We start from the raw sequence: 17547 nt of genomic DNA, 5'->3' as shown, positions 1-17547 counted from the left end.
GGATGCCCTTCTGTATAATAGCATGTTTATTTTAGTCGCCTTTTTTCAACGGAAAGAATTCACTCCCCAGGCTTCCGATTCAAAGATCGTCAGGATTTAAACACCACTCCGCTCTTTTCAATTCCCAATTCCAACCCTCTTAGTTCGGCCATTCCTCTTAATAGTCCGATAGCTGAATACCCCGGGTTGGTCTTCTTATTAAGATCATCCAAAATGGTGTGCCCATGGTCGGCACGCATTGGGATGACATCGTCGCGCCGGTTTAATGCCTGCCGCTTCCTTTGTTCTTTCAGCACCGCCACCATTACGTTATACATATCAACATTGCCTTTTAAGTGGCTTGCTTCGTGGAAGCTTCCGTCAATGCTGCGCTGCGTACTGCGCAAATGCAGAAAATTAATCTTATTTCCCATGCGTTCTACAATTCCGGGCAAATCGTTATCGGCCCGAACACCCAACGAGCCCGTGCAAATACATAAACCATTGTAAATTGAATCGACCACATTGACAATAAATTGCAGGTCGCTTTCGGTACTCACCACTCTGGGCAAGCCAAATAACGAGATTGGCGGATCGTCCGGATGGATCGCCAGCCGAACTCCCGACTCAATGGCAACCGGTACAATCTGCTCCAGGAAATATTTCAGATTTTCGCGGTATAACTGCGAATCAATGCCTTCATATTCGGCCAATCGTTCTTTAAAGTCGTCCAGGCTATAGCCTTCCTGTCCTCCGGGTAAACCAGCGATAATATTTTTCTGCAGAATATATTGCTTTTCCGAGCTCATCGATTCGAATTTCTGTCTGGCAGCTTCGATCTGTTCTTTGGAGTAGGCTTCCTCTGCATTTTTTCGTCTCAGGATAAACAAGTCGAAAGCAATATAATCGCTCATATTAAACTCTAGAGCCTTGGCTCCATCACTCAACTCCAGCTCTAGGTTAGTCCGTGTCCAATCCACCACCGGCATCCAGTTGTAGGTCAAAACGGGAATACCCGCTTTACCCACATTTCGAATCGACTCTTTATACTTTTCAATCCATTCATCGCGCGTATCCTTCCCCTGCTTAACGTCCTCGTGAACAGGAATACTCTCGATCACACTCCATGTTAATCCCCGGGGCTGCGGAGGATTAACGGCTGTATTCAGTTCAATAATTCGCTTGCGTTCTTCCAATGCGGCCAAAGTCCACACTTCTCCAATCGGTATTTCGTGTAAGGCTGTAACAATTCCTGTTGCGCCTGCTTGTCTGATATCAGTCAGTGTTACCGGATCACTAGGTCCGTACCACCGCCATGTTTGCTCCATTCCCATTGTTCTTCAGTTTTTTGATTTTTGATTTTAAGCTTTGATACTACAGCTAAATTTTCAGTCTAAACCTAATTGCTGTTCGCGCTGATAAATTCTTAATTAAAATTTGATTTTTACGCCCTCTTTTCCCCACTCGTCTATCTGGAAATTTTCAAAATGAAGACAGATTCCGGCGAATACCAATCAATTAATCAAACAAACGCGCCTTGTTCGCTTTGTCCCGAAAATGCTTCAGACTCAAAACTTACACATCGATACTTTTCACCCCTCTCGGTATTCGATTTAACACTTAATTCAGCTTTTAAAAATTTTATTGAAACCCAAAGATACAAATACGCGATATTCTGCTCTTTTTGAGTGAGATTAATCGTAGCCGACGCAAAAGGCACGAATATTTATTCTGTGTAAATTTTCAAACTTTCACGCAAAAAAGTCGATGAATATCATAAATAGATAGTCGCATTTAATGTAATTTAGCGCCGCACAACGACCGAGAGGTTACAATATAAATTCATTATTAATTTTTGAAACTATACATCATGTCAAAAAAACTTTTGATAAGAGATTTAACTCTGAGAGATGGACAGCAGTCGCTGTTTGCCACGCGTCTGCGCCAGGAGCAGATTGACAGAGTTCTCCCATTTTACAAGTCAGCTAACTTTTACGCCATGGAGGTTTGGGGTGGCGCCGTACCGGATTCGGTTATGCGCTATCTGAACGAGAACCCATGGACGAGGTTACAAACCATTAAAAAAGCCGTAGGAGATGTCAGCAAGTTGACAGCCCTTTCAAGAGGACGGAACCTGTTTGGCTACACCCCATATACCAATGAAATCATTGACGGATTTTCCCGCAATGCGATTGAGTCTGGCTTGGGTATCATGCGTATTTTCGATGCGTTGAACGATATCAACAATGTAAAATCGACCATTAAGTACGTGAAACAACATGGCGGGATTGCAGACTGCGCGGTTTGTTATACAATCGATCCTGAATACAAGAAAGCGAGCCGTTTTAAAGCTCTGATCAAAGGAAAATCGTTACCTAAACCGGTATTCACCGACGAATACTTCCTTGCTAAAGCATTGGAACTGGAAAAATTGGGTGCGGATATGATCACCATCAAAGACATGAGTGGTCTGATTCCTCCAATGCGTGTTGCCAAGTTGATCTCTGAATTCAAGAAAAACCTGAAAATTCCGGTTGACTTCCACACTCACTGTACGCCAGGTTACGGTTTGGCGGCTGTTTTATCAGCTATCATCAATGGTGTTGATATTGTGGATACCAATATCTGGAACTTCGCAGGCGGTCCTGCCGCTCCTGCAATTGAACTGATCTATCTGTTCTGCCAAAAATTAGGCATTGAATTAGACGTAAATATGGAAGCTGTTGCTGAAATCAACAAAGAATTGTTGGTTATCCGCAAAGAACTGGCTGATGTAGACGCAGGCAAACACTTCCCGAATCCGTTCAATCCACTGACAGACAAACTACCTGCAGAGATTGATGCTCATTTCGACAACGCGATTGAAGCTGCGAAAAAAGGAAATGAATCGGATCTGATGGTGGCCTGCCATGCGATTGAAAAATATTTCAACTTCCCGAAACCAAACGAATTAGTGAAAAAAGCACAGGTTCCTGGTGGTATGTATACCAACATGGTTGCCCAGCTTAAAGCATTAAAATCGGAAGACATTCTGGAAGATGCGATGAAGCTAATCCCTCAGGTGCGTTTAGACGCCGGATTGCCTCCATTGGTAACACCAACCAGCCAGATTGTAGGTGCCCAAGCAGTAAACTGCGCTATGGACATTAAAAACGGCAAACCGATGTACTCGAACGTTTCAAACCAATTTAAGAGCTTGGTAAAAGGAGAATACGGTACAACACCAATCCCCGTAAAACCGGAGTTCCGCGAACAAATTTGTGGTCATAAAGATGAACGTCCATTCGACACATCGACATATAAAATGCAACCAAATCCGACCCTTGACGAGTACGGCGGTGTGAAACTTGCAGAGACCGAAGAGGAAGTTTTGTTGCTGGAATTGTTCCCAATGGTTGCAAAAGGCTACCTGATGGGTGTGAAAAAAGCAGCTTGGGAAGCTAAGCAGGCGACTGCTCCTAAAGTTGAAAAAGTGGTTGAAACCAAAAAGGCTGAAGAGAAAAAAGTAACCGGCCAAAAAGTTACAACACCACTTCCTGGTCGTTTATTACAGTATCTGGTACAACCTGGCGACAAAGTTAAAAACGGACAAGCGGTTGCTTTAGTTGAAGCTATGAAAATGGAAAACACCATCACATCGCACTACGACGGTTATGTGAATAACTTGTTGGCTGAAGTTGGTGAAAACCTTGCTGCCGATACCGCACTGCTCGATATTACCAGCGAATCAACAGTAAAAGCGGCTCCAGCTGCAAAAGTTGCTGCTAACGCTGCTCCAAAACCAACCGGCCCAACCAAGGCTGTAACCGTACCAATGCCTGGTAAAATTATGGACATCCAGGTAAAAGAAGGTGACAATGTTAAAGCCGGACAGGTTGTTCTGGTGCTTGAAGCTATGAAGATGGAAAATAGCATAACTGCCGAATTTGGTGGTCAGGTTAATGAGATCTTCGTTCAAGTTGGTGATACTGTAGCTGCCGACACCAAAGTTTTGGATTTAGTTGAAGCTTAAGTTTTCTACGAAAACATATTCTCACAAAAATGGTTTCAGGCTCAGGTCTGGAGCCATTTTTTTTTAGATCAATCCGGATAGGTAACTGACCTGATATTCGGCCCTATTCGGGTTCATGAATTTGCGGATGAAAAAGAACAGCTTACGAAAGTTGAATACCGAACGAAAGATTCGAAATCATTCAGCCATAAATCAGTTTCAAAAAGCGAAGATTTAAGCATTCGATTTGAAGTACCGATGAATGTTGTATTTTAGCGCGATAAAATTTCAACAATGAGCCTGGATAATTTAACAGAACACGAAAAGCTATTTTTCGACGATGGGTACCGATTGGGAGAACAAGCCGCTGCAGCCAAATCGGATGAAAAAGCGTTCTTAAATTGTGTGCAAGATGCCTATCTGGCTATCGATGGACTAATTGATTCCATTCTGGCAATGGCGCAAAAGCAAGACATAAGTGTCGACTGCAAGAAAGGCTGTGCCTTTTGTTGTCACCAGGCGGTTTATGCAAACTCATACGAACTGCACTTTCTGGGGAATTTTATCAACCAAAACTTTTCAGCAGAGCAAAAAGAGCAAGCCAAAACGCTGGCTCACGAAAAAAACAAAATAACATCCGGATTATCAGATGAGGACGTGCTTCACTACAAAAGCCCTTGCCCCTTATTAAAGGAAAACGCCTGCTCTGCGTATCGTGCACGACCAATGGCTTGCCGTATTTATCTGTCGATGAAACTTGAGTCGTGCGTTGAATTTTACCGGCATCCGGACAAACCGGATAATTTCCCGCTACTGCTCGATTTTCCGTTAACGGCAGGACGAATGATGAATGAAGGATTTATTGCTGCATTAAAAAAGGCCGATATAGAAGTCGCAGAATTCCGGCTGGAAGATGGATTGGAAGGGGTACTGACCCATGGAGCCAAACTTTAATTGTTAAGTTTTGCTTCCAGGTTGACAATTTTATTGCGGCGTAGCATGGAATAGGTTGAGCTTTGGATGTCGACATATTTTAGTAAACACAAAGCCTTTTGGTAATACAATTCTTTGCGAAGCAGTGTTTGATGTTCCAGTGCATGATCGCCTAAAACATGGAAAATCTCAGCCAACTGTTCGTAATGACTTTCGGCTAACAGGCTTTCCTCTATTAGTGAGATAAACGCGGTATTTTCCATAAAAAGCATCTCTTCCAACTCCCAACCAAACTGAACAGTCAGGGCATCTTTGGCTTCAGACAGTAGTTGATCCTCTTCCTTTTGTTCATCCAAATCGCGAAGTTTTCCGAGCAGTTTAGCGATAAAAAGCCCAATCTCGTTAATCTGATCCATTAAATAATCCCGTCTTTCCATAGCGTAAAATTTTCAACCTAAAAATAGCGAACTTTCATTTTGAAGGTACGACAAAAAACCAGAAACCATCACTCATTTAACAAACCAAAACAGCCTGCCAACCGACAACAGTGAATTTATCACTAATTCCCTTCGAAAGGAATCGACCCAACTGCCAAAAACGGACTACTAGCCGATACTTTTGTTGTCATCGGCTACTATCCGACTAAAAAACTCATAGTCCCAAAAAAGTTCGAATTCCAAACAATTTCGTCCGTCGAAAACAGTTTAATTGAAAATCGCTATTTTTCGTCCATGAAACCAATTCTACTCCTGCTGCTCCTCTCCTTTATTTTGTCATCGACACTACCGGCTCAAACGCTCAATGCACTGGTGACTGGTAAAATTACCGACACCAAGGGCAAATCGCTCGAAGCGGTTAACATCAGCCTGAAAGGATTTCCGATTGGTACGACCAGCGATCGAAACGGCAAATACACACTTCGTATTCCTGCAAACCGGGAGATTACCCTTCAATTCTCGATGATCGGCTACCAAATCAGCCAAAAACGGCTAAATGCCAAAGCGGGAGAAGAAATTGAGCTGAATTTATTGTTGGACGAGAGCAGCGAACATATTCAGGAGGTGCAGGTTAGCAGTCAGGCAAGGCAGCAAAACATGACCCGCATTGATCCGCAATTCGGGCAAGTCATTCCCGATGCCTCCTCGGGGGCGGTAGAAGCCCTGATTAAAACATTACCGGGCGTTTCAACCAACAACGAACTGAGCGCCCAATACTCGGTTCGTGGGGGCAATTACGACGAAAACCTGGTTTACGTGAACGATATTGAAGTGTACCGGCCATTTCTGGTTCGCTCCGGCCAACAAGAAGGACTGAGCTTTATCAACTCAGATCTGGTTTCTTCCATTGAGTTTTCGAGTGGTGGATTCGATGCCAAATATGGCGACAAAATGGCTTCGGTGCTCGATATTCGCTATCGCAAGCCAAGCAGCTTTGGAGCATCAGCTTCTGCGAGTTTGCTGGGTGGTTCGCTTCATGTAGAAGATGCCACCAAAAACCAAAAGCTCAGTTTTATTGGAGGCGCACGATACAAAACCAATCGCTATTTACTGAACAGTTTGGATGAAGATGGTGACTACAATCCCAGGTACACCGACCTTCAGGCAATGGTCAACTATCGGGTTTCCGAATCGTGGGAAGTTTCGTTTTTGGGGAATATTGCTCAAAACGACTACCTGTTTATTCCTCAAACCCGAACCACGACCTTCGGAACCTGGACACAACCACTTGAAACCAAGGTCTATTTTGACGGGCAGGAAAAAGATCATTTTAACACGAAACTGGGAGCGCTGTCGTTCAACTTTCACCCGAATGCCCATTTGAATCTCAAACTGATTGCTTCTGCGTTTCAAACGAAAGAAGAAGTAAACTACGATATTTTGGGTGAATATTATTTAAATGAATTGGAGCAAGACTGGTCGAATGCCGGAACCGGCGACAGTGTACTCAACCTTGGAGTCGGCAGCTTTTTGAACCATGCCCGCAATAAATTGAATGCAAAAGTTTACAGCCTCACCCACAAAGGAGCCTACAATTCGGATCTTCATTTGCTGAATTGGGGTTTCAAGATCCAGCACGAAGAAATTGACGACAAAGTCAACGAGTGGGTCATGCGCGACTCAACAGGCTACTCCCTGCCCTATTCCGATTCGGAGCTTCTGCTGTATTCAACCGTTAATACCGACAACCAGTTTACAACCTGGCAAGCCTCGGCTCATGTTCAGGACACCTGGGCAGTACCGATAAATACCGGCGATTTATACCTCACCTCGGGCATTCGCGCCAATTATCGGCACTATTCCAGCGAGTTAGTGTTTAGTCCTCGTGTTTCAATCACTTACATTCCGCAATGGGAAAAGCAGTTTACCTTTCACCTGTCGGGAGGAGGATACGCGCAACCACCATTCTTTAAGGAACTTAAGGATCGTGAAGGCAATATTCATCCCGAAGTAAAAGCGCAAAAATCGTGGCAAATAGTTACAGGAAGTGAATACCTGTTTCAAGCCTGGGATCGTCCGTTTCGTTTTAAATCCGAGCTGTATTTTAAATATTTTTCGCGACTGACACCCTATCAGGTTGAAAACGTTCAGATTCGATACTTGGCCGATCAGCAAGCCAAGGGATATGCAGCGGGTCTCGATTTAAGCATCCACGGCGAATTTGTAAGCGGCATACAATCGTGGGCCAGTATTTCGCTGTTGCAAACCAAAGAAAACATTGAAGGCGACGGACATGGCTGGATTCCGCGCCCAACAGACCAGTTCCTGACTTTCAGCCTGTTTTTTCAGGATTATTTTCCCGGAAACCCAAGCTACAAAGTCCATCTGGCAGCCTTCTACGGATCGCGCCTCCCAACCGGCCCACCCAATGGCGAACGATATATGGATACATTTCGAATGCCTCCATACCGCCGCATCGATCTGGGGATCTCAAAATCAATTATTAGTGCCGAAACATCAGCTGCTAAAAAAGGATTCCTGAAACCGATAAAAGATCTCTCGCTCAGTTTAGAAGTCTTAAATCTGTTGGGAATTAAAAACACGGTTTCGTATTTTTGGGTTAGCAGCAACTATGGCGATATGTTTGGCGTACCAAATTACCTGACTGAACGTAAACTGAATCTGAAGCTTGCGATGAAGTTTTAAGTTGTCGTTTCAAACACAAAACCTGGAGTGCATGAAGTTCGGGCTGTTATCGTTTGTTCCAAAAATAGTCATGCTTCGTCCGGGGTTGAATCGCGATTAAATAATTGGTTGACACCACTAAAAACACCCGATATGAAACTTACGTTTTTTCAGGTTGACGCTTTTGCCGAGCGACTTTTCAAGGGTAATCCGGCAGCCGTAATTCCACTCACCCGATGGTTGGATGATGAAACCATGCAACTGATCGCGATGGAAAACAACTTGCCGGAAACGGCCTTTTTCGTCGCATCGGAGGACGGATTTGAGGTTCGATGGTTCACTCCAAAGGCAGAGGTTAACTTATGCGGGCATGCTACCTTAGCTAGCGCCCATGTAATTTTTACGGAACACAAGGATCCGCGCAACGAAATCACATTTCAAAGCAAAAGTGGGCCACTTCGGGTGACTAAAAAGAACGACCTGCTACAATTGGATTTTCCGGTTGATGTGGTAAGGCCGGTTGATGCTCCGAACCTGATCATTCAGGCACTGGGAAAAATTCCGGAAGCCTGCTACAAAGGTAAAACCGACTATATGCTGGTGTTTGAGACCGAGAAAGAGATTCTCGACATGAATCCCAACTTCAACACGCTGATGAAAGTTAAAACGCGTGGCACGATCGTGACTGCTCCGGGAAAAACCGTTGATTTTGTCAGCCGCTTTTTTGCTCCTGCAGTTGGTGTTGATGAAGACCCGGTAACGGGATCGTCTCACACAATGCTCACGCCATACTGGGCAAAGCGTTTGGGCAAAAGCGAACTAACGGCCCACCAACTTTCGAAACGTGGAGGCGAACTGCTTGTATCAATGAATAACAACCGGGTGCTAATTGCAGGAAAAACAAAAACCTTCCTGCGTGGTGAAATTGTCATTTAAATTTCCTTTAAAATCAACCCGTGAAAACCTTGGGTCAGAAAAGACCATCATTTAAAACTTTTGCCCCGCTCAGCTGTTCCCGGGATCACAACAAATAGAAAGCCGACACAAATGCAAACACACAAACACACCAACGAGCTCATCCACGAAACATCGCCCTACCTGTTGCAACATGCTCACAACCCGGTAAACTGGATGCCGTGGGGCGAAGCAGCTCTCGAAAAGGCAAAGACTGAGAACAAGTTACTGCTGATTAGTATTGGCTACGCGGCCTGCCATTGGTGCCACGTGATGGAGCACGAGTCGTTTGAGGATGAAACCGTTGCCGAACTCATGAACAGCCATTTTGTTTGTATAAAAGTAGACCGGGAAGAGCGCCCCGATATCGATCATATTTACATGACAGCAGTGCAACTGATGACCCAACGAGGCGGTTGGCCCCTAAATGCGGTCGCGTTGCCCGATGGGAGACCAATCTGGGGAGGCACTTACTTTACGAAGGAGGCCTGGCAACACACGCTACAACAGATAGCTGATTATCATCAAAATAATCCGGACAAAACGACGGAGTATGCTGAAAAGCTGACCGAAGGAATCAACCAAACCGCTCTGATCCCCGTGACCAACGAAGTTCACAAAATAGATACCGAGAAACTAACAACAGCCATAAAATCATGGACAACTAGTTTCGATCTGGAAGAAGGAGGCAGTCGGGGTGCGCCGAAATTTATGATGCCGGTGAACCTGAGATTCCTTTTGCGTTGGGCTCATCAGCAAAACGACACCTTAGCTGAGGCCCATGTGATAACAAGCTTGGAGAAAATGGCGCTGGGTGGCATCTACGACCAAATTGGTGGCGGATTTTCCCGCTATTCGACCGACTCGTTTTGGAAAGTTCCCCATTTTGAGAAAATGCTTTACGACAACGGACAACTGCTGAGTTTGTATGCCCAAGCCTACCGGAAGTTCAAAAATGAACTGTATCGCCAGGTGGTAAGCGAAACGACTGGCTGGTTAACACGGGAAATGCTTTCTCCCGATCATGGGTTTTATTCTTCGCTGGATGCCGATAGCGAGGGGGTGGAAGGCAAGTTTTATGTGTGGAAAAAGGAAGAGCTTCAGCAAATTATCGGCACCGATTTCAACTTATTCTCCGACTACTTCAACGTAAACGAAAAAGGCTATTGGGAAGACGGCAATTACATTTTGCTTCGCCGCCAAACCGATCAGTCGTTTGCCAAAGCCCATGCACTCGATCCGGAAATCCTTCAATTAAAAATTACGACCTGGAAAGCGAAACTGAATATGGCCCGAAACGAGCGGGTTAGGCCGGGGCTCGATGATAAAATTCTGACTTCGTGGAATGCACTGGTAATTAGCGGACTGACCGATTGCTACAAAGCATTTGGAGAGAAAAGATACCTCGAGCTTGCGGAGAATACGATGGAATTCCTGACGAAAAACCTTCAGCCCGAACCAGGAATCCTGCTGCATTCTTATAAGAACGGCATTGCCCGGATCGACGGATTTCTGGAAGATTATGCTCTGGTTATCCAGGCGTTGATTGACCTTTTTGAGCTGACGGGAAAGCCAAATTACCTGACTCAAGCCGACGGTTTGTGTACCACTTGCTTCCGGGAATTTTACAATGAGAAACGAACGATCTTTCATTTTAGCCGCGACAGCCAGAAAGACCTGATCAGCAGGAGCATTGAAGTGCAGGACAACGTGATTCCCGCTTCAAACTCGGTTATGGCGAACAACCTGAACCGATTGGGACATTTGCTTGATAAGCGGCACTACCAGATTACAGCCAAAGCCATGATGATGGTCGTAAGCGAAAGCCTGCTGCACTATCCGTCGGGGCACGCCAACTGGCTGAATTTAGCATTGAGCTTAAGTGCCCACCAATATGAAATTGCCATTGCGGGCAGCGACGCGTTAAAACTAGCCTTGGAATTACAACTACATTACCTGCCCAACTGCATGTTCTGCCCGGGAAAAGAGGAAACACTTCCGCTTTTACACAACCGAATTACAGCTGGGAAAACCCGCATTTTTGTATGCGAAAACTCCAGTTGCAAACTACCTGTCGACAGCGTACAGGAGGCATTGAAATTAATCTCGTAAAAAAAAAGATCAATAGCGTCATCGGAAATTTATCTCCGAATACGCTATTGATCTTTCTATCAATTCGTTTTTTTTTGAAACTTCCCAAACAGGTTCTCGGAAGATTTTGCAATTCTGATTTAATACCGATGAAATTACGTCGCCTGTTTCCGGCTACGAATTCTGCTCGGCATAAGCCAATCGTTTACTCAAATCCTTCCGACACGAAGCCGCCATCTCGGGGATAGCAACAGCCTCACGAAGTCTTTCAACATTGCCGCGCTCCCGCGTGAACAAGACAAAAACTTCGGCTAAGGTCATGTTGTCGGAAACAGTTTCAAGTAAAACCATCTCATCGCCTTTCTGAACGGCTCCTTCTTTAACCACCCGAACATAAACACCCGGATAAGGCGAATCCCAGAAATCGCTCACAATTTGCTGGTTGTTGGCACGAATTCCCAATTTATAGCAGGGTTGCCGCGGTTGAGTAACCTGAACAACAGCATCGCCCAATTGAAAAATATCACCGATCCGAATGGTCGACTCATCAATCCCCTCAACAGTAATATTTTCGCCGAAAAAACCCAGTTCCCAATCCGCCTCGGGATATCGTTCTTTCCACCAATTGTAGTGATCAGCCGAATATAAATAGCAAGCTTTCTCTTCGCCACCATGATATTTTCGATCCATCACCTGATCTTTCACAACGTCTTCTTTCCCCAAATAAATCGGCTCATCCACCGGATATTTGTACAAACCCGACATTTCTTTCGCGCCTTGCCATTCAATCTCAACAGCCTGCCCGATATTGGTTGCAACTACCTTCATTTGTTTCATATTTAGTCGTCAGCCAAAATAGTTTGCACCCGGCCAACCTCTCCTGTTTCGAGCCTAACTTTAATGCCATGCGGGTGGTTGGGCGACTTCGTCAGGATTTGTGCCACATAGCCCTCGGTTAATTCACCGGAGCGCTGATCTTGTTTTTGTACAATCTCAACATGGCTTTCAATTTTAATATTCGATCGTTTCCGTCCGTCCATTCGCGTCAATTTTTGCCCGAAAATACAAACAATTCAGGTGAATCGCACGTGAAAATTTCCGTTAGAGAATAAAATGAGACCGGTTGAATCGCTTGACGAGAATCAATCCGAGCTTCAAACCGACCTTATTCGCAACATCCGGCCTCAAACTGCACCTGGCTGCAACAACCAACTAACCGGCCATCTGCATCGACATTAATTTCGTTTTACTTCGAATCCGACACTTAAATGAATGTCAACAGACGAGCTTCCAACCATCACTTTAAAACTTCCCGGTTCCACCGTCCAGTTCATATTTTCATCCAGCAGTTTTAAATCGTCGGGATGCAGTGTAAACGAAAGCGTTTTTGTTTCGCCCGGTTTTAAATGCACCCGTTCGAAGCCCCGCAACTGCGATTCGTAGGTCGTTACACTGCTTACCTCATCCTTTAGATAAAGCTGAACAATTTCGTCGCCTTCCCGCTTGCCGGTATTCGTGACGTTAAACGTTACAAGCACATCATCCTGCGAATAGATCACGGTATCACTCAGCGCGAGGTTGCTGTACTCAAAGGTTGTATAACTAAGTCCGTAGCCAAACGGATAGAGCGGACCAATTACCCGCGTATTTCCGTAGCCATTTGGTCCTTCGCCCGGTTGTCCGGCTTGGGATCCCGGTTTAAAGGGGAAGTTTAAAGGAATTTGGCCAACCGCTTTGGGGAAAGTTACCGAAAGTTTTCCACCCGGATTATACGCGCCAAAAAGCGTTTCAGCAATCACAGTTCCGCCATCCGTACTTGGAAACCAAGCTTCCAGGATTGCCGGTATGAATTTGTTCTCCCAGTTAATCGTCAGTGGTTGTCCGTTAATCAGCACCAGCACAACCGGTTTTCCGGTGGCATGCAAGGCTTGCAACAGCTGAAACTGCCTTCCGGGCAAGCCCAAGCTGGTGCGCGATTTAGTTTCGCCAACCCGTTCTTCATCTTCGCCAACCACCGCAATAATTACATCCGATTGTTTGGCTTTTTCAACAGCAGCAGCAATATCGGCTTGCTCGTTATCGGAAAGTGGCACCGGAATAATCTCACTTCCAGGCCAATCGGGATCAACAACATCGCACCCTTTTTCGTAAACGACCTGTGCCTTGTCACCGACATAATTTTTGATTCCCTGATACACCGAAGTCGACGGGTTATCGGCCGGACCATACCTGCTAAAAGTATAATTGAGTTCGTCGGCCAAGGGGCCTGTAACCAATATTTTCTGCATCTTCTCAATCTCTAAGGGAAGGAGATTGTTTTCGTTTTTCAGCAATACCAGCGATTGCTGATTGATTTTTTTCGACAAAGCCGCATCAGCATCGGTATGTACCAATTGGTCGGCCGCAGCTGTATTTTCAACATAAGGCTGATCGAACAAGCCCAGTTCAAATTTCACCCTCAACACATCGGCAACGCGCGAGTCAAGCGTTTTCATCGACAGTTTTCCCTCGTGAACCAATTCGCGCAACGGCTCGATAAACGATTCGGGTGTGCGAAAAGTTGTCCGCACATTCAATCCGGCTTCAATCACCTGCCGCACAGCCTCTTTGTAGTCGGCAGCCACATGGTGTTTCTCTGACACATACTCAACGGCTTCGCTGTCGGAAACCACATAGCCCTTAAATCCATATTGTTGCCGCAACAGTTCGGTTAAAAAATAGTAGCTCGAAGTAACCGGAACACCGTCGTAGTCGTTGTAACTACTCATAACGCCCATTGGATTGGCCTCCTGAATTACCCGTCGGAACGGATACATGTATAGCTGATGCATTTCGCGCGGTGCTACATGCGGATCGGTACGGGCATCGCCATCGCGAGCTCCTTTGGGGATGCTGTAAACCGCGAAATGTTTTATGGTTGAAGCCACACCTTGGGATTGAATACCCAGCGTCATCTGTTTCCCCATTTCGGCAATGTGATAGGGTTCTTCCCCGTAACACTCCAAAACACGCCCCCAGCGCTGGTCGGTTGCCACATCCAATATCGGCGCGTAAACATTGGTGTAGCCCAACGCTTTGGCTTCTCGTCCGACCATCTCTCCGGCCTGGCGCACTAAATCGGTGTTCCAGGTTGATCCAATCCCAATTGGAGCCGGCAGCGGTGTGGCTTTTTTATGACACAACCCATGAATGCCCTCATTGGTAAAATCAACCGGAATACCCATTCGGGTTTCTTCGACAAACCACTTTTGTACGGTATTAATCGCTTCGGCGTGTTTACTGTACGGGTAAGCAAATTCAGTATCGGTTGAAGCGCGACCGGCGATCGTATTCAGGTGTTCATCAATATTACCGATACCGTCTTTCCAGACGCGGCTCTTCCATTTTTCGTTGGGCATTTCATCCTCCAACACCCGCGAATATCCGTAGAGAGTTGTCAGCTGACAGGTTTTCTCATCCACATTCATCAGCGAAATCAGATTATTCACCCGATCGTCCACCTTCTGTGTTGGATCTTCAAAAACATCCTTCACACCATTTTTATTAAAATCGATCCACCCATTCTTGTAGATCGAATCATTCTTGCTTTTCATGCCTGAACTAGCGGTCAGAATTATGGCGATAACAGCCAGTTGACTCAGGCGACGTTTCAATATTCTTTGGTTTGAACTATGCATATCGTTTATTTTTTCAATACAATTACGGCTCTTTCAAAAGGCTTCTCAAATCGAAAGTCCACCCGATCCGGATTGTTCCGGTTTCTAACTCCTTTACGAGTTTCAATGAGTTTACCATCAGCATATAATTCCACAAAATCGGGATTAATCGTTTCAGGCATTCCAATTAAAACAGCCTCATCGTTTTGAATTTCGAACCCACGATCACACTTTTCGATCGATAGGGTAACGGGCTCTCGAACGCTGAGAAACTCCCAACCATTCCGCGAGTAACGAGTCACACCGGCTGCAAAAATAAATTCAGGGTCACTCGCGTTTTCACGGGTAATGCTCAATAGTCCTTTTTGATAAAAATCGTCGGTTTTCACAATGTCGTTCTCCGATGATGTAGCCACGATAAAATCAACCGTGCTTTCTTTCTCGTGAGTAACCCGAACAAGCTGTGCTGACGGATTAGAAACAAGTTTGGGATAAGCAACCATCGAAATCACTTGCTTTTCTCCTTCCAGCACCGGATTGTAAACGGCAACAAAAGGATTGTTCCAGGCCTCCCCGTTTTTGCGGATAACCATTGTCGGGACTTTTGCATCAAGCATTTCTACGGGAGCCGTTCCTTTCTCAATCGCGTTCGACTTTGGTCCGTTCACCGAAAAATAGTGGCGGTTCTCTCCCCCTTTGATCCACACATTCATCAAACTGGCAGCATTTCCTTTACTTTCGAGTTTAAATTGAGCGTTTACATTTTCGGTGGAGGCGAACGACTTTTCGTCGGTAAAATAGTCGTAAGCTTTTAAATTGCCGGCAGTGTTTAATTGTGCTGACGGTTTTAGCGAAAGCGGCCTGCCATCTTCATAAAAGAAGTTCAGCGATTGTCCGAGGCTATGGAAAAAGTATTCGTGCTTTTGCTCTTCTCTTCCCGGCCTTTCGGAACGAAACACATCGAACACATATGCTTTCCCTGATTCACTGTTTATAATTGCCGTTAAGCGTTGTTGGTTGGCCAGTGTGGTTGGTTCGACAAACGAAACCTTTGAAAACGTTACCTGCCTGAAAACGTTATTACGGTCGCCCGACTCCGGGAAATGATTGTCCAATGTAAACGGATGCTCCACGCGCATGGCCTCGCTGTCGGAAATTCCGTCGACCACAACCGTATTGTGTGCCGGATAACGCGAGTAATAGTTCCGGTGATCTTCGTGCCAGTAACTGGGGCCTTTGCCCATTTCGGGTGCAAGCACATAATTGTTGGCATACAGTTCCAAAGCAACACCATTTGCATGGGCATGATTTCCGAAACCCCCAACAGTTGAAACCACTGTAGCGTCCGACCCGGTTCCCATTCGCTGCATGAACCAACTCACATTGGGCGCATAAAAAGTTGGCGACGTTAAGTTCGCAATCAGTTCGTCGGTTTTTATTTCGCCGGGCTGAACCAGCTCATCGACATAAAAAAACAGTTCAAATAAATCCTTCCCTCTGGTTTTTTCGCCCGGATTATACAAGGCTGTAATTTGCTTTTCCTGTTCCTTCTTTCCGTACTTCCGGTAGTTTGCAATCAAAAATTCGAAACTCTCCGCAGGGATCGTCAGGTGGCGCGAATCGCCAAAACCAACCACATATCCATTGGGAAATAAATATTGAAAAGCAGCTAACGTAGCTTTCTCAACAATCGGGAAATTTTCGAACTCGTTCACATTAGTGACATTATCGAGCACCGTTAGAATTTCAAGCAAAGTTGAAGTTACATGCATTGAATACGAAGCACATTCGGGCCACATTCCGTTCTGCTGGTCGTAATTAAGAATCGCCTCTTTCAGGGCAATTTGGCGGTCGGTAGAAACAGTAAATGTGTGGTCGAGGTAATATTGCTGGCCTTTTCCATTCTCGTAATAAGAGTTATCGTCGAGTGCCAGCGCAATATAAGTTAGGAAACGAGCTTGAAAAAAGTTCCAGTTGTTATCCGGAATCCCGTTTTTGATAATCTGGTCGCCCCATTTTTGAAAAACAGCTGCCGACATGTCCAAATCATACCCTTTGTCGGTCAAATAGTTGAACAGGAAATCGTAGCTCACGGCAAGTTCAGTGACAATTTGCTCGTGAATGACTTCGAAGGTCGCAAGGCCAGAGATATTTTGCTGACTTGAATTCTCGAGATCAACAGGAGCCTCGCGATAGTACATTCCTTTCATGTAAGTATCGTAAACCGGGAAGGCAAAATCGGCATATTTGGTGTCGCCCGTCAGCCAGTACAAAAAGGCAGCATCCTCAACCAGCCCCATTATCCGGGCATTGATTCCTTCGATAATATGTCCGGTTTCTGAGGGGTGCACCCATTCCATTTCATTGGTTTTACGGTTTTTCAGGTACATTCCGCGCGGGTCATCAAAATACGGTTGAATATCTTCGAGCGAAGGCGACGCGTAGTTGCTTGCCCAATCGCGGGTACCCGAAAAACGAACGGTAGGAACAGGCGCTTCACCTTCGGAATGGGAGAACTTGCCACCTTTCAGAAACACTCTATCATGCTTTGTGTTCCAATTCATTTGCAAGCGGGAAACCAACCATTCCGGATCCGACGCACAGAGATCGATATATTTATCAATCGTTTCTTTTTTCTTTTCAACTATCTGCTTTTTCCATTCAACCTGGTCGGTAGTCGCAGCAAATTCTGCTTGCATCTCACTGGTTCCGTAGATGCGCGGGTGATTTCCCCGATCGCCTGTTGAGTTTTTTTGGGCATGTACGCCGCACGAAAAGCAAAACAAAACAGTTAAAAATAGGTAGGTATATTTAATCATTC

General features: G+C 45.4%; 11 protein-coding genes. 5 read left to right on the top strand and 6 right to left on the bottom strand.

The genetic code is table 11. The features are described from left to right. Positions 1–89 precede the first annotated feature (89 nt). Positions 90–1313 (bottom strand): mannonate dehydratase, encoded by a 1224-nt coding sequence (gene uxuA / locus ABZD21_RS03460; protein ID WP_372772932.1) that lies wholly within the window; start codon positions 1311–1313, stop codon positions 90–92. Positions 1314–1849: 536 nt separating this feature from the next. On the opposite strand from uxuA, the gene ABZD21_RS03455 reads away from it, so the two are divergent. Continuing rightward, positions 1850–3991, top strand: coding sequence for a biotin/lipoyl-containing protein (locus ABZD21_RS03455; protein ID WP_372772931.1), 2142 nt, complete (start codon positions 1850–1852; stop codon positions 3989–3991). Positions 3992–4264: 273 nt separating this feature from the next. Beyond that, positions 4265–4924, top strand: coding sequence for a YkgJ family cysteine cluster protein (locus tag ABZD21_RS03450; RefSeq protein ID WP_372772930.1), 660 nt, complete (start codon positions 4265–4267; stop codon positions 4922–4924). On the opposite strand, the gene ABZD21_RS03445 is transcribed toward ABZD21_RS03450, so the two are convergent. Continuing rightward, on the bottom strand, positions 4921–5340 hold the full coding sequence (locus ABZD21_RS03445) for a hypothetical protein (protein WP_372772929.1): 420 nt from the start codon (positions 5338–5340) through the stop codon (positions 4921–4923). The two genes, ABZD21_RS03450 and ABZD21_RS03445, sit on opposite strands and share 4 nt — an antisense overlap. A 294-nt stretch (positions 5341–5634) precedes the next feature. Between ABZD21_RS03445 and ABZD21_RS03440 the strand changes: the two genes are divergently transcribed. The 3 genes from ABZD21_RS03440 (at position 5635) to ABZD21_RS03430 (ending at position 11091) form a co-directional block, all read left to right on the top strand. Then, positions 5635–8046 (top strand): carboxypeptidase-like regulatory domain-containing protein, encoded by a 2412-nt coding sequence (locus tag ABZD21_RS03440; RefSeq protein ID WP_372772928.1) that lies wholly within the window; start codon positions 5635–5637, stop codon positions 8044–8046. Between the two features lie 132 nt (positions 8047–8178). Further along, positions 8179–8961: a PhzF family phenazine biosynthesis protein gene (locus ABZD21_RS03435; protein ID WP_372772927.1), complete on the top strand. Its 783-nt coding sequence runs from the start codon at positions 8179–8181 to the stop codon at positions 8959–8961. Positions 8962–9072: 111 nt separating this feature from the next. Next, positions 9073–11091, top strand: a complete 2019-nt coding sequence (locus tag ABZD21_RS03430; protein ID WP_372772926.1) for a thioredoxin domain-containing protein — start codon at positions 9073–9075, stop codon at positions 11089–11091. Positions 11092–11244: 153 nt separating this feature from the next. On the opposite strand, the gene ABZD21_RS03425 is transcribed toward ABZD21_RS03430, so the two are convergent. The 4 genes from ABZD21_RS03425 to ABZD21_RS03410 form a co-directional block, all read right to left on the bottom strand. After that, positions 11245–11898 carry an MOSC domain-containing protein gene (locus ABZD21_RS03425; protein ID WP_372772925.1) on the bottom strand — a complete coding sequence of 218 codons (654 nt, stop codon included), beginning with the start codon at positions 11896–11898 and terminating at the stop codon, positions 11245–11247. An 11-nt stretch (positions 11899–11909) separates the two neighbouring features. Continuing rightward, positions 11910–12110 (bottom strand): YwbE family protein, encoded by a 201-nt coding sequence (locus ABZD21_RS03420; protein ID WP_372772924.1) that lies wholly within the window; start codon positions 12108–12110, stop codon positions 11910–11912. A gap of 195 nt (positions 12111–12305) precedes the next feature. After that, positions 12306–14747 carry a glycoside hydrolase family 3 N-terminal domain-containing protein gene (locus ABZD21_RS03415; protein WP_372772923.1) on the bottom strand — a complete coding sequence of 814 codons (2442 nt, stop codon included), beginning with the start codon at positions 14745–14747 and terminating at the stop codon, positions 12306–12308. 5 nt (positions 14748–14752) lie between these two features. Beyond that, positions 14753–17545, bottom strand: a complete 2793-nt coding sequence (locus tag ABZD21_RS03410) for a heparinase II/III family protein (RefSeq protein ID WP_372772922.1) — start codon at positions 17543–17545, stop codon at positions 14753–14755. Positions 17546–17547: the final 2 nt, after the last annotated feature.

Origin of the sequence: Mangrovibacterium sp., from assembly GCF_041596335.1 — a bacterium.
In the GTDB taxonomy this organism is placed as follows: domain Bacteria; phylum Bacteroidota; class Bacteroidia; order Bacteroidales; family Prolixibacteraceae; genus Mangrovibacterium.
Note: the sequence above shows the minus strand (reverse complement) of the source record. Positions and strands in the feature narration are given on the sequence as shown.

Coding starts and splice junctions, on each gene's coding strand:
- ABZD21_RS03455 (WP_372772931.1), top strand. CDS start 1,850: ATGTCAAAAAAACTTTTGATAAGAGATTTAACTCTGAGAGATGGACAG.
- ABZD21_RS03450 (WP_372772930.1), top strand. CDS start 4,265: ATGAGCCTGGATAATTTAACAGAACACGAAAAGCTATTTTTCGACGAT.
- ABZD21_RS03445 (WP_372772929.1), bottom strand. CDS start 5,340: ATGGAAAGACGGGATTATTTAATGGATCAGATTAACGAGATTGGGCTT.
- ABZD21_RS03410 (WP_372772922.1), bottom strand. CDS start 17,545: ATGATTAAATATACCTACCTATTTTTAACTGTTTTGTTTTGCTTTTCG.
- uxuA (WP_372772932.1), bottom strand. CDS start 1,313: ATGGGAATGGAGCAAACATGGCGGTGGTACGGACCTAGTGATCCGGTA.
- ABZD21_RS03425 (WP_372772925.1), bottom strand. CDS start 11,898: ATGAAGGTAGTTGCAACCAATATCGGGCAGGCTGTTGAGATTGAATGG.
- ABZD21_RS03430 (WP_372772926.1), top strand. CDS start 9,073: ATGCAAACACACAAACACACCAACGAGCTCATCCACGAAACATCGCCC.
- ABZD21_RS03435 (WP_372772927.1), top strand. CDS start 8,179: ATGAAACTTACGTTTTTTCAGGTTGACGCTTTTGCCGAGCGACTTTTC.
- ABZD21_RS03415 (WP_372772923.1), bottom strand. CDS start 14,747: ATGCATAGTTCAAACCAAAGAATATTGAAACGTCGCCTGAGTCAACTG.
- ABZD21_RS03440 (WP_372772928.1), top strand. CDS start 5,635: ATGAAACCAATTCTACTCCTGCTGCTCCTCTCCTTTATTTTGTCATCG.
- ABZD21_RS03420 (WP_372772924.1), bottom strand. CDS start 12,110: ATGGACGGACGGAAACGATCGAATATTAAAATTGAAAGCCATGTTGAG.